At 47.0% G+C, this 13,995-nt stretch carries 10 protein-coding genes; 3 read left to right on the top strand and 7 right to left on the bottom strand.

Features of this window, described 5'->3' with window-relative positions:
- Window positions 1-334 precede the first annotated feature (334 nt).
- Window positions 335-547 (bottom strand): hypothetical protein, encoded by a 213-nt coding sequence (locus ACETMN_RS29975; protein ID WP_017692026.1) that lies wholly within the window; start codon window positions 545-547, stop codon window positions 335-337.
- A 339-nt stretch (window positions 548-886) separates the two neighbouring features.
- Entirely contained in the window at window positions 887-3,745 is a 2,859-nt protein-coding gene (gene uvrA, locus ACETMN_RS29980; RefSeq protein ID WP_091013108.1) for an excinuclease ABC subunit UvrA, read from the bottom strand.
- Between the two features lie 164 nt (window positions 3,746-3,909).
- On the opposite strand from uvrA, the gene ACETMN_RS29985 reads away from it, so the two are divergent.
- Window positions 3,910-4,458 (top strand): hypothetical protein, encoded by a 549-nt coding sequence (locus ACETMN_RS29985; protein ID WP_143786457.1) that lies wholly within the window; start codon window positions 3,910-3,912, stop codon window positions 4,456-4,458.
- A gap of 170 nt (window positions 4,459-4,628) precedes the next feature.
- Here the strand turns inward: ACETMN_RS29985 and uvrB are convergent, their stop codons facing one another.
- The gene (gene uvrB / locus ACETMN_RS29990) at window positions 4,629-6,620 is read right to left on the bottom strand and encodes an excinuclease ABC subunit UvrB (protein WP_091013102.1); all 1,992 of its coding nucleotides are present in this window, start codon (window positions 6,618-6,620) and stop codon (window positions 4,629-4,631) included.
- A gap of 169 nt (window positions 6,621-6,789) precedes the next feature.
- Between uvrB and ACETMN_RS29995 the strand changes: the two genes are divergently transcribed.
- Both ACETMN_RS29995 and ACETMN_RS30000 read left to right on the top strand, forming a co-directional pair.
- Entirely contained in the window at window positions 6,790-7,587 is a 798-nt protein-coding gene (locus ACETMN_RS29995) for a flagellar motor protein (protein ID WP_091013100.1), read from the top strand.
- Complete coding sequence (locus ACETMN_RS30000) at window positions 7,571-8,413, top strand: flagellar motor protein MotB (protein ID WP_091013098.1); 843 nt, start codon at window positions 7,571-7,573, stop codon at window positions 8,411-8,413. Before ACETMN_RS29995 ends, ACETMN_RS30000 begins: the two co-directional genes overlap by 17 nt.
- 113 nt (window positions 8,414-8,526) lie before the next feature.
- Here ACETMN_RS30000 and ACETMN_RS30005 read toward each other — a convergent pair whose 3' ends face one another.
- The 4 genes from ACETMN_RS30005 to ACETMN_RS30020 form a co-directional block, all read right to left on the bottom strand.
- Window positions 8,527-10,230 carry a molecular chaperone HscC gene (locus ACETMN_RS30005; RefSeq protein ID WP_091013095.1) on the bottom strand — a complete coding sequence of 568 codons (1,704 nt, stop codon included), beginning with the start codon at window positions 10,228-10,230 and terminating at the stop codon, window positions 8,527-8,529.
- 296 nt (window positions 10,231-10,526) lie between these two features.
- The gene (locus ACETMN_RS30010) at window positions 10,527-11,705 is read right to left on the bottom strand and encodes an ABC transporter permease (RefSeq protein ID WP_091013093.1); all 1,179 of its coding nucleotides are present in this window, start codon (window positions 11,703-11,705) and stop codon (window positions 10,527-10,529) included.
- Window positions 11,698-12,894 carry an ABC transporter permease gene (locus ACETMN_RS30015; protein WP_091013091.1) on the bottom strand — a complete coding sequence of 399 codons (1,197 nt, stop codon included), beginning with the start codon at window positions 12,892-12,894 and terminating at the stop codon, window positions 11,698-11,700. The genes ACETMN_RS30010 and ACETMN_RS30015 overlap by 8 nt, the downstream gene beginning before the upstream one ends.
- A gap of 12 nt (window positions 12,895-12,906) precedes the next feature.
- Window positions 12,907-13,842: an ABC transporter ATP-binding protein gene (locus tag ACETMN_RS30020; RefSeq protein ID WP_036667718.1), complete on the bottom strand. Its 936-nt coding sequence runs from the start codon at window positions 13,840-13,842 to the stop codon at window positions 12,907-12,909.
- Window positions 13,843-13,995: the final 153 nt, after the last annotated feature.

Below are 13,995 nucleotides of genomic sequence, written 5' to 3' on the forward strand. Positions count from 1 at the left end.
ATCTGGATATACAATTGTTTTAAGTCCTATTTTAGTAGAGAAGGTAGAATCTTGTTCAATCGTTTCAGTATAAATGAAAAAAACACCCTCCAAGTCTCTCTGGAAAGTGTTCGTCTGTACCTCTTTTAGAGGTTGTTCAAAAAGTCCGCTTTTGATTACGAAGGATACCTGTGGCATCATCAGCATCGAATATAGAATTCAGCCGAAATGTCCGTTGCTCACGTAGTTCTCCCTACGCTCCGCTACTCCATTTCTAGCTTCATCCCATCTTCTCGGCACTGAAAACCGATCTTTTTGAACATGCACTATTGGCTTATTCAATTCAGCGGCATTCCTACTGAGCAAACCAACCCGTTATCATCGCATAGTCTGTCATCAGAAATACCAGTAGGCTGACTACTGCAAATCCGATCGCAAACAGATTCTTCTTCGGTGCCCGAAGAAGCCGAACAACTCCGATGAAAATCAGGATCGTAAATAAGATGACAAAAATATCAAATGCATTAAAATTCGATGTACTCGCCGTGGCAGCTTCTGCAAACAGCATGGATAGACAGACCTCCTTACCATAGTTGAACAGCTAACGCATACCCTAATATCTTCCTCTATGTTATCTGTACCCTGCTTGTAATGCAAGCCCTATCATCCATAAAAATGAAAAAAATCCAATTTGGCCGAATATTCCTGTAACGCTCGTCATAATGCATATGTAAACACTTTCACGAAATAACCTTAGTCCGAAAGAAACACCGTGCATAATTCATAATGAAAAGCCCTTCTTCTCGGAAGCAGAGCACATCAGATCATAATCCAACGTCTCAACCTTTTCGAAAAGAAGGGCCTATATTGCCACTTCATATTGATATAACTACTGGTTTAGAGGATCTTAGTCCACTAATTGCAGTGCCTTGCTACGCTCGGTATCCCGCTCCAGAACCGGCTTCAAGTACTTGCCGGTATAGGAAGCTTCCACTTTAACGATATCCTCAGGTGTCCCGGTTGCAACAATGGTACCTCCACCGCTACCACCTTCTGGACCCAGATCAACAACATAGTCTGCCGTTTTGATCACATCCAGGTTATGCTCAATCACTAACACCGACTCCCCAGAATCAACCAGACGGTGTAATACGTTCAGCAAACGGTCGATATCATCGACATGCAAACCGGTAGTCGGCTCATCGAGGATGTAGATGGTCTTCCCTGTACTGCGGCGATACAGCTCGGAAGCAAGCTTCACACGCTGGGCTTCACCACCAGACAATGTGGTTGCAGGTTGTCCCAGATTGATATAACCCAGACCCACATCCATCAGTGTCTGCATTTTACGATGGATCTTCGGAATGTTCTCGAAGAATTGGGTAGCATCTTCAACCGTCATTTCCAGCACATCGGAAATATTTCTGTTTTTATATTTCACTTCAAGCGTTTCCCGGTTGTATCGTTTGCCTTTGCAGACTTCACAAGGAACATAAACGTCCGGCAAGAAGTGCATCTCGATTTTGATAATACCGTCTCCACGGCAGGCTTCACAACGTCCACCTTTGATATTAAAGCTGAACCGGCCTTTCTTGTATCCACGGACTTTGGCTTCATTCGTCTGAGCAAACAGATCCCGGATATCATCAAAGACTCCTGTATACGTAGCCGGGTTGGAACGTGGTGTCCGCCCGATCGGTGATTGGTCAATATCGATAACTTTATCGATATGCTCCAGACCACGAATTTCTTTATGCTGACCCGGACGTACCCGAGCACGGTTCAGATCACGAGCCAGCGTTTTGTACAGGATCTCATTGATCAATGTGGATTTACCTGATCCGGACACGCCCGTTACCGCAGTAAATACACCTACAGGGATCTTCACATTGAGATTCTTCAGGTTATTTTCTTTGGCTCCACGTACTTCCAACCAACGGTCTCCTACACTTCTACGTTCTGTACGAATCGGAATGAATTTGCGTCCACTCAGATATTGACCGGTTAAGGAGTTCTCATCGTTCATGATCTCCTCCGGTGTACCCTGTGACATGATGGTACCTCCGTGGATACCTGCACCTGGGCCAATATCAATAATATAGTCGGCAGCCATCATGGTATCCTCATCATGTTCAACCACGATCAACGTGTTACCAATATCTCGCATATGCGCAAGTGTTGAGATCAGACGGTCATTATCCCGTTGATGCAAGCCAATACTTGGCTCATCCAGAATATATAGCACACCCATCAGGCTGGAACCGATCTGTGTAGCCAGTCTGATCCGCTGCGCTTCCCCACCGGACAATGTTCCGGCAGCACGACTCAGTGTAAGGTAATCCAGACCAACATTCACCAGGAAGCCGAGGCGGCTGTTGATTTCTTTCAAAATCAGTTTGGCAATCGTCTGCTCCTTCTCCGACAATTCCAATGTATCGAAGAATCGGCCAGCCTCACCAATGGACAAACTAGTCACATAGGCCATGTTGTGATCATTAATCGTAACCGCAAGACTCTCGCGTTTCAGACGCTGACCTTTACATGTACCACAAGGCTTCGCACTCATGTAACCCTCAATAAATTCACGGATACCTTCAGATGCTGTATCACGATATCTACGCTCTAAGTTATTCACGATACCTTCAAAGGTAACCAGTGCTTCCTTCCGTTGTCCAAAATCATTCTCATAGCGGAAACGGATTTTCTCCGTACCTGTACCCTGCAACAACTTGTTCATCTGCTCAGCTGGCAGATCTTCGACAGGTACATTTTGCGGAATGTTGAAGTGCTCACATACTGACTTCAGGAACTGCGGATAATAAGTGGATGTGCCACCTGTCCAGGCATCAAAAGCTCCATCTTCGATGGTCTTAGTCCGATCCGGTACGAGCAGATCAGGGTCAACGATCATTTTGACACCTAACCCATCACAATCCGGGCAAGCGCCGAAGGGACTGTTAAATGAGAACATCCGTGGTGCAAGCTCTTCAATACTGAATCCACACACCGGGCAGGCAAAGTTGGAACTGAATCGTAGCTCTTCTTCACCCATAATGTCCACCAGGAGTTGTCCACCGGACAAATTAAGTGCTGTTTCAATAGAGTCGGCCAGACGTGCCTGTACATCATCCTTAACAACGATCCGGTCAACGACGACTTCAATTGTATGCTTTTTGTTTTTCTCCAATTGAATATCTTCTGACAGGTCACGCAATTCCCCGTTCACCCGTACACGGACAAAGCCCTGCTTTGACACATCGGCGAATACACTTTTGTGCTCGCCCTTACGACCCGAGATAATAGGTGCTAGTATTTGTAGCCGGGTACGCTCCGGATATTGCATAATACGGTCAACCATTTGTTCTACGGTCTGGGAGCTGATCTCCACGCCATGATCCGGACAATGCGGATGGCCCACACGTGCAAATAACAGACGCAGATAATCATAGATTTCGGTCACGGTTCCAACCGTGGAACGCGGGTTACGGCTTGTTGTTTTCTGATCTATTGAAATCGCAGGAGATAATCCTTCGATGGAATCCACATCCGGTTTCTCCATCTGTCCAAGAAACTGCCTTGCGTAAGCTGACAATGATTCTACATACCGGCGCTGTCCTTCGGCATAGATCGTGTCAAAAGCCAGCGAGGACTTGCCTGAGCCACTCAGGCCGGTCAATACAACAAAGCGGTCACGCGGGATGGTAATGTCGATATTTTTCAGGTTATGTGCTCGTGCGCCTTTAATGACAATGTTATCGCTCGCCAATAGTATTCATCCTCTCAAATTTACTATCCAACCTTTTAAAAGGCTTTTCGATCCCTCCCAAACCCTCCCTTCCAAGGGAGGGCCCCAGAGGGCGCAGCCCTCTGGACACCCGAAACAAGCGGTGCAACGGTGAGGGGTCGGGTCTTGCTATGTGAAGGGTTGTCGTGTGCCCGCGGTTTCTGATAAGGTTCCAGCCTATTGCCGGAACCTTATCAGACCACTCTACTGCGAGGGGACGCTCTCCGCTTCGCCTTGGTCGCGGCAAAGTCGCCATTGCCTTTGGCTCGGCTCCAAGGTCAAGAGCGGGACGCTCTCGGCTTCGCCTTGATCGCGACAAGGTCGCCATTGCCTTTGGCTCGGCTCCAAGATCAAGAGCGGGACGCTCTCCGCTTCGCCTTGGTCGCGGCAAAGTCGCCATTGCCTTTGGCTCGGCTCCAAGGTCAAGAGCGGGACGCTCTCGGCTTCGCCTTGATCGCGACAAGGTCGCCATTGCCTTTGGCTCGGCTCCAAGATCAAGAGCGGGACGCTCCCGGCTTCGCCTTGGTCGCGACAAGGTCGCCATTGCCTTTGGCTCGGCTCCAAGATCAAGAGCGGGACGCTCTCGGCTTCGCCACGTTCGCGACAGGTCGCCATTGCCTTTGGGCTCGGCTCCAAGGTCTACCAGGCGCTTCTTGGCTCTCAGGGGGACACGACTCCCAATTGCTTTCCTATAAACCTTTTAACCAATTTCAACATTTCTATCAGTATAGACTTGATTTCAAGATTTCAACATCTCTTATTATCGGTAGATATCAACGATTTCCTTACTCAACAAGAGAACGGCCAATTGGCCGTTCTCTTGTTACAGATCCATCTTTACTGGAGCATATGAATGAGCAGTATCTTATTCAGCGCGAAGTTCCAGCAACGCATCACGAAGCTCGGCGGCACGCTCGAACTGCAGGTTTTTGGCTGCATCTTTCATCTCTACCTCTAAGCGCTGAATAAGCGCCTGGCGATCTTTCTTCGACATCTTCTCGGCTGCGCCTGTGAGATAGTCTTTCTTGGATTCGGCAACTTTGGTTGCCTCAATCACATCACGCACTTTTTTGCGAATTGTCTGTGGTGTAATTCCATGCTTCTCGTTGTACTCGATCTGAATTGCACGACGACGTTCTGTTTCCTTTATCGCCTTATCCATCGAATCCGTCACTTTGTCACCGTATAGAATAACACGACCCTCGCTGTTCCGTGCTGCACGACCAATCGTTTGGATCAGTGAGCGTTCGGAACGCAGGAATCCTTCCTTATCGGCATCCAATATGGCTACCAAGGATACTTCGGGCAAATCGAGACCTTCCCGGAGCAAGTTGATTCCGATCAGGACATGGAAAACGCCCAACCTTAAATCACGTAAAATCGCCATCCGTTCCAATGTTTTGATCTCGGAGTGCAGATAACGAACCTTGATTCCAACTTCCTTAAGATAATCCGTCAGGTCCTCAGACATCTTCTTCGTTAATGTTGTAATCAATACACGCTCGTCTTTGGCAATCCGGTCGTTAATCTCACCGATCAAGTCATCAATCTGCCCCTTGGTTGGACGCAGTTCAATAATTGGATCAAGCAGACCGGTTGGACGGATAATCTGTTGCACCATCGTATCGGTATGCTCAATCTCATACGGACCCGGTGTGGCTGATACATAAATAATCTGATCCATCTTGCCTTCGAACTCTTCGAATTTGAGCGGACGATTATCCAGCGCTGACGGCAGGCGGAAACCATGCTCAACCAATACCGTCTTCCGCGCTTGGTCACCATTGTACATCGCACGGATCTGTGGGAGTGTCACGTGAGACTCATCGACCACAATCAACATATCATCCGGGAAGTAATCCATCAGTGTATATGGGGTATCGCCGCGTTCGCGGAAAGTCAGCGGACCGGAATAGTTCTCAATTCCCGAACAGAATCCAACTTCCTTCATCATCTCGATATCGTACCGTGTGCGCTGCTCCAGTCGCTGAGCCTCCAGCAGTTTTCCCTGTTCACGCAACACTTCTAGACGCTCCTCCAGTTCACGCTCAATGTTCACCAGCGCAACCTTCATTGTCTCTTCTTGCGTTACGAAGTGAGACGCCGGGAAGATGGCAATATGTTCACGTTCGCCAATCAGTTCTCCGGTTAACACATCAATCTCCGTAATTTTCTCGATCTCATCACCGAACAATTCAACCCGAATTGCATGTTCACCCTTGGAAGCTGGGAAAATCTCAACAACATCCCCACGAACACGGAACGTACCCCGCACAAAGTTAATATCGTTCCGCTGATACTGGATCTCTACCAGACGGGACAAAATCTGATTGCGGGGTTTCTCCATGCCTACCCGAAGTGACAGCAACATGCTTGAATACGAGTGCGGTGAACCCAAGCCATAAATGCAGGAAACACTCGCTACAATGATAACGTCCCTGCGCTCAAACAACGAACTTGTCGCTGCGTGCCGCAGTTTGTCGATCTCTTCATTAATACTTGAATCCTTCTCGATATACGTATCGGAGGACGGGATATATGCTTCTGGCTGAAAATAATCGTAATAACTAACGAAATACTCAACCATGTTATTCGGAAAAAAATCTTTGAACTCACTTGCAAGCTGCGCCGCCAACGTTTTGTTGTGTGCAATAATCAGCGTCGGACGTTGCAGTTGGGCTATCGTCTGGGCAATGGTAAACGTCTTACCTGTACCCGTTGCGCCCAGCAGTGTCTGGTATCTCTTCCCCTCCTGAACACCCTTCACCAATTCTTTAATGGCAGCAGGCTGATCACCTTGGGGAGAAAACTCTGACTCGATTTCGAACGTTTTGTCGCTCATTATAATATCGCTCATTGCCGTATCTCACCCTATCGTCTAAAATAATAGTCACTATATATTGTCGAAGTTCCCCGAATTTTCATATGGGAAAACTTATAGTAATAGGAATATTTGTTCCCGTTTAATTATACCTCGTTCGTTTTAGTGATGCAAACGTGAAATGAAGATAGGAGTGGGTTAATTTATGGATATTGCGACACTTATCGGTATTATTGCCGGAATTGCCGCAGTCATTAGCGGTTTTTTGTGGGAAGGCGGTCAATTGTCTGGTCTCCTGCAAAAAACGGCTGCTTTAATTGTATTCGGTGGAACGATTGCTGCTGTGGTTGCCAGTTTCCCGGCGCATCGCCTTCGTACGATTCCAGCTGCCCTGCGTATGGCTTTTGGACGTAACAATAACGAATCAGGCTTGTGGGTTGAAGAATTGGTGGAGATGTCTTCTATCGCACGCCGCTCAGGTGTACTTGCATTGGAACGCAAGGTTATGGATCATCCGCATCCATTTTTGCAAGACGGTATTCAGATGGTTGTTGATGGTACCGATCAGGATGTGGTTCGCCAGATCCTGGAGATGGAGATTGATTCAATTGAACAAAAACATGAGGGCTACGCCAAAATATTCGAATCTGCTGGTGGTTACGCCCCAACCATGGGCATTATCGGAACCGTGATGGGACTTATTCAGGTACTTGGCAGTTTAACCGATCCAACCGGACTCGGACCTGCCATTGCTGTTGCCTTTACCGCAACCCTGTATGGGGTCGCCAGTGCCAATCTTATCTTTTTGCCCATTGCCTCCAAGATCAAATCCAGAGGTGCCGACGAAGTGCAGACCATGGAAATGCTTCTTGAAGGTGTACTTGCCATTCAGAACGGTGAGAATCCCCAGCTTGTACGCAAAAGACTGGAGTCCTTCACCCTTACGCATCGTCAGTCTATACGCCCTCTAGCAAAGGAGGGATTGGATGAGTCGGCGCAGTAAACGGCGCGGAAAACGTGAAACTATCGATCATCGGGATCGCTGGATGATTACTTATGCCGATCTCATAACGCTGCTTCTGATCTTTTTTGTCATCATGTACGCCATGAGCAATCTGGATTCCGGTAAATATGACGTCGTTACCCAGTCGTTACAAAATACATTCAATGCATCTGACTCTGTCCTTGAGCTTGGTGAGGGACTCGGTGAGAAACCCGGACAGACGATTACAGAGACTCCACCATCCGGAATTCAAGGTGAAGATTCTTCAAAAGGTGAAGGAAACCCTTCCGACTCCGGGACTGTAACGCCAGATGATGATGACAAGCCTCTCACAGAACGGGAAGAACAATTCAGATCACAGGAGCAGGAATTGCAAAATCTGTTCAATGTGATTACCCAATATATCGAGGATAATAAACTGGAAAATCAGATTTTTGTTGCGGACAAGCCACAGGGCCTATCCATTACACTTAGTGACCGCTTCCTGTTTGATCAGGGACAGGCCGCTCTGAAGGACGGTGCAGCACCAACACTCAGTAAGCTTGCCAGCTTGTTCCGTGATCTAAATACCGTTGTCAGCATTGAGGGTCATACCGATAACGTTCCTGTCGGAGCAAACTCCGCCTATACCGATAACTGGCAGCTTTCTGGGGAACGTGCACTGTCTGTTTTACGATTTTTTCTGGATACAGAGAAACTTAACCCGGACAGCTTCCAGTATGCTGGATATGCGGATACTCGCCCAACGGGTGACAACACCACAGCGGCCGGAAGACAAAAGAACCGTCGGGTCGAAATAACTGTCTTGCGTCAACTCCAACCTTAATCTTCACTTCTTAAAATGGTCTAATGTTATCTCATCTTTTATAACTATCGAAAAAGCACGATCTCTGTTCCTCTTCGAACAAGACCGTGCTTTTCGTTATGATGTTACACTTCTCACCATAATCGGTGACTGTTTTCAATCTCATCCAACGTCACTTTCAATTTTTCTGCTTCCTTCTTAATTTCACGATCTTCTTGCTGTTTTAACTTCTCTTCAAACTTCAACATGGCATCTAAGATTACCAAACGTTGCTCTGCCAGAGATTCTTCGTATAAGCGTTCTCCACGCGCCACTAAATGCCGGTTTTCCATCCGCTCACGAGGATGTATTTTGATAGACTCCAACTCTTTGAAACGTTGGGCAATCTCTTCGTGGGACAAACCGCTTTCTTTCTCTTCTATGATCGCCACTTTCTTTTCACCCGTATCCACGGAAGACACTTCCACTTCCAAGATGCCATTCATATCGTAAGTAAAGCGAACATCTATAGCCTGTTCCCCCTCCGGTGCAGGTGGTACATTAATCGTCAGTTCACCAAGTTTAATATTGTTTTCGACCAGGCGACTTTCGCCTTGATACACATCAGCTGTAATTTTAGTTTGATTGTGCCTTAATGTACAGTAACGTTGAACCCTGCTTACCGGAACAACCGTATTCCGTTCGATGATTGGGTCAAAAATACCCGATTCATATCGACCTTCACCTAAAGGTTTCGAGATGGAAATCCCTAAAGTATATGGACATACATCTGTCAGAATAACTTCCTGCACATCCGCATGGCGAGCTTTCATAGCAGCTTGAATTCCCACGCCAATGGCGATGGCTTCATCCGGATGCAAGTAATTTGCTGGCAGTCTGCCAAATAATTTACCCGTAAACGAGTAGATTACAGGCATGCGGGTTGCTCCTCCAACAAGAATAACGGCATCCAATTCATCGAGTTGCACGGCGGCATCACGGAGCGCACGTTCCACAGGCTTTTGCAACCTGGCAAGCAGCGGCTTCGCTAACTGTTCAAATTGGGTGCGATCAATGCTCACCTCTTTCACACCATCTTCAAGTGTCAAGGTTATCGTTCCTTCACGCCCTTCGCTCAATGCCTGCTTGCATAGCTCTGCCTGTTTCCAAAGCGCCATCTGTGTCTTGTCAGACAGATCATTCTGCTGAATTTGGTGATGATTCAAAAACCAATGCGTAATCAGTTCGGTAAAATCCTCCCCTCCCAGAAAGTTATCCCCTGCTACTGACTTCACTTCCATAATTCCGTCAAACAATTCCAGGATGGATACATCAAAGGTTCCACCTCCAAGGTCAAAAATGAGGAATTTTGTCTCTGGTTTCTGTTGATGCAGGCCATACGCAATCGCTGCGGCGGTTGGTTCACTGAGCAGTCGATCCACTTTAATTCCTGCCAGTTGTCCAGCACGTTTGGTCGATTTTCGCTGAGTATCATTGAAATATGCTGGCACACTGATAACAGCCTCTGTTACTTCAACACCTAAATAGGCTTCGGCATCCGCTTTCAAAGATTTCAAGACAAAGGAGGATAACTCTTCAGGCAAAAATTGATATGTACCCAAACTAAACGTTCTGTTTGTTCCCATGTATCTTTTAAATACAGATGCTGTTTTTTCTGGATGCGTGATTAATCGCTCTTTGGCAATCTCCCCTACTAAAATTTCCCCATTGTCGTCCACACTCACCACTGAAGGTGTCAAACGATTCCCAAGAGCATTCGGGATAATAACGGATTCACCGTTGACCCAGCATGATACCAAACTATTTGTTGTTCCAAGATCTATTCCTATTATTGTCATAAAGCTTCTAACCCTCTTTCTGTTTAACATCTACACTTGCTATAGAAGAGACCACGCGCTGTTATGCGCCGACTGCAACATATCATACGTGACAGATCGTAACCTGTCTAGTTCAGCCCTACACAAATAATCTACCATAGATTTAAAGCAACAGAACATAGGTATAACTCCATACAATGAAGTACAAGTCTAGTGTATAAATAAATTCAGTCAAATCATCTGTTTCACTGAGCCCTTAATATAAAAGAACCGAATGCCCCCTTATGCATTCGGCTTCTTCAAAATTAGTATTTACCTTATGCCTCTACTCCTGGCTGGCTAGGGCGTAGAATCGCAGAACCAACCGTCAGCAAAATGGCAGCCATGCCAAACAAAATCAATAGTGGCAATGTGATATCCGACAATGTACCACCAGCAGAGATCGTTTCCACCGCCTGAATCGCCCATTTCTGCGGAACAAAGTTGGCGAGCTTTTGCATATAATCTGGCATCAACGAGATCGGCCAGAAACAACCACCTATCATGCAAGTTGGCATAATGACAAGTGAATTCAGCATGTTGGCATTTTTGGGATTACGGATTAATCCGGCCACGGTACTTGCGATCCCCATGGAGACCAGCATGAATGCGGCCAAGATGATGAAATGAATGCCAAAAGGAATACCGGCATCATAATGCAGCAGCCACCTGCTGACTCCCAAAACCATAACAATCTGAATCATGCCAATGACAAAGCTTCCGAGGAAATTACCAAGCGCAATCTCATATGCACGGACGGGTGCCGTATATACTCTGGCCATCGTACGTTTCCTGCGATCTTCCATGATCACAGCCACTGCACTGGTCAGCAGTCCCATCATAAACATGATTGTAAATCCAGTCACATTGTTCAGGCCTGGCTTGGGATAGATCTGCAGATCGGTGACTTCACCAGCAACCTGATGTTCTCCTATCTCCTGTAAAAGCTGTTCAAAGGGCTTCTGTATACTCGATAGTATGTCAGTCTCACTTGAGACAGGACCTGCCGCCACCTTAACAGCTGAAGCAGATTGTAACAATCCGCTCGTCAAACCTTCAACTGCTGCTCGCAGTGTGTAGGAAGCTTCGCTTATCCGCAGCTCCACCAATTGGATCTCGGTTGGCTTTCCTTTTAACAGATCTTCCGTATAATGTGCCGGAATGATGATGCCAGAACTTCCTTTTTGCTGAGCGATGGATTCCTTCACTTCTGCTTCATTTGTCATCGGCTTGAGCAGGTACTGCTCGTTGCCAGCAAGTTCTTGAATCATCCATGCTCCTGCTACCCCTGTATCCTCATTGACGTAGGGAATGACCGTCCGTGTACTCTGCTCGCTTCCAAAGAGAGCAACCGCTCCTGTAACCACCAGGCAAGGCAGAAGCAGAAACGTAATGAAGCCCATTTTACGGCCAAGTGTACGTCTAATCATCAACCAGGCGATGTGCAGACTATTCATATCGGTATCCTGCCTTTCTATAGATCATTCCTGAGATAAGCAGTAATACAGCGCATACTGCGCCTAGCATTAGAATGTTATACACAATCTCTGCTACAGGTGCATCCAGCATCATTCTCAGAAAACTCTGGAGCGCCCAGTGGTTAACCGTAAATTGGCTAAGCCGTTGTACAAAATCAATCGGAATGGGCATGAACCCACCACTGATGAATGTCATGGCAACGATGATACCTTGTAAGGTTGCACTGGCCGATGCTGTGCTTTTGCATACCAATGCCACGATTACGCCAAGAGTCATGGATGCCAATGTGATGGATACACAAGTCAGCACAATATACCAAGGATGGGTTCCCCAATCCACACCGTAGAGCCAATATGTCATAAGGATAATCGTCGTTGCCTGCAAGAAAGCGAGCAGACTATTTCCTGCAATTTTGCCAGCGAAAATAACTCCGTTACCCATCGGTGCAGCCTGAAGGCGAATTAACGTTTTGTTATCACGCTCTCCAAAAAGGCTGGTACTGGTTGTCATACCCGAGTACAACATAAACATCGCCAGCATGGATGCGGCATAGTATTGGGAGGCACTATACGCCGTACCTGTCTTACCGGGATTAGTGACAGCAATGGAGGTGGAATTCACCGTACCAGACTCCGAAGCAGAGGCCATGGCAGCAATTACTTCCGGACCGAACACTTTGGTAATCGCCATCTGTCGGTTCCATTCATCCGTAAATCGTGTGAACAAAGTTTCACCCAAGGTATTGAGCGTATTATCCTTTCCTCGTATCCACTGTAACCTGGCCTCTTTCCCCGTCATCACCTTCTGCTCAAAATCCGAAGGAATCATTACAGCAAAGTCCAGCTTGCCGGTACGCAGCGAATGAACGGCCTCTTCTTCAGTCGTAAAGTTCTGCACCTTGACCATCTCAGCCACTTCCGGGGATTCAACGAATGTATCCAGCGCTTGATTAACCGTACTTGATCCTCCGCCTGAATCAGTGCTCAAATGGATGATTCCCACACGTACAGTATCCGGAATAACATCCTCCGCCGTACCCATCGTACTGGAAAGTGCCGTGCCCAATATAAAAATCAGTAACAATGGCAAAATAAACAGGTTTAACACCACAGATCGAATCTTAAGAATACGCCTTAATTCAAAGATGCAAATATGCCATATATTCATCTCTTGTTCCCCCTAGTCCCGAAGCGTACGCCCGGTCAGATTGAGGAATAACGTTTCCAGATCCGGCTCTTCGACCTTGAGAGACTGAATGGATACTTCATGTTTGCTGCAAATGAAGAGCAGATCCTGGAGATCCTGCTGTGCCGAAGGCAGCGTAATGGTCAGTGTATTCTCTGAAACGTCTACCATCCGCACGCGGGGGTGAAGTTTCAGTTCTTCCACAACGTCGGGACCGATACCGGAAGTGGAGAGCACTACTTTTTCCTCCGATGCTACTCGTTCTCTCAGCTCTGCTTCAGTCCCACAGGCAATAATTCGCCCCTGATCCATAATCGCAACCCGGTGACTAATCGCCGCCACTTCCTCCATGTAATGACTTGTATATATGATCGTTGAACCCATCTTGTTAAGTGTGCGTACCGATTCAAGAATATGATTTCGAGATTGCGGATCAATGCCAACTGTCGGTTCATCCATGATAATGAGATCCGGGCGATGTGTAATCGCACATGCGATGTTTAACCTGCGTTTCATACCGCCAGAGAAGGTCGAGGGGGCATCCTTTGCTTTATCCTGCAACCCTACAAATTCAAGAGACTCCTGCACTCTTTCCTTAAGCAATTTTCCACGTAGTCCATACAGTCTGGCAAAAAAAGTCACATTCTCCGCAGCAGACATGGTTTCGTATAAAGCCAGATCCTGCGGAACGAGTCCGATCTTGCGCTTTACTTCAAGCGGTCGCTCCTTGACCGATATCCCATCTAATCTGATTTCACCCTGATCCATATTCAGGAGCCCTGCAATCATGCTGATGGTGGTACTTTTTCCTGCTCCATTGGGACCAAGCAATCCAAAAATTTCGCCTTTGCCAACACTAAGGTTCAAATGATCCACGGACAGCTTGCTGCCGTATCGTTTTACTACATGATCTACTTCAAGTATGCCCATCCCTTTTACGCCCCTTTTCCGTTTCGGCCTTCGCCGCTGGATTTCATAATTTTATTGTAACGGATCGCACTCTGTAGCGAAGGTACGAAAAGTCATGAATCGAAGGTGACTTAAGTCATCTCCTGATTCGAATGCTGCTTATGGTATAATCAA

This window comes from Paenibacillus sp. M2, assembly GCF_046713495.1.
Taxonomy (GTDB): Bacteria; Bacillota; Bacilli; order Paenibacillales; family Paenibacillaceae; genus Paenibacillus; species Paenibacillus amylolyticus_B.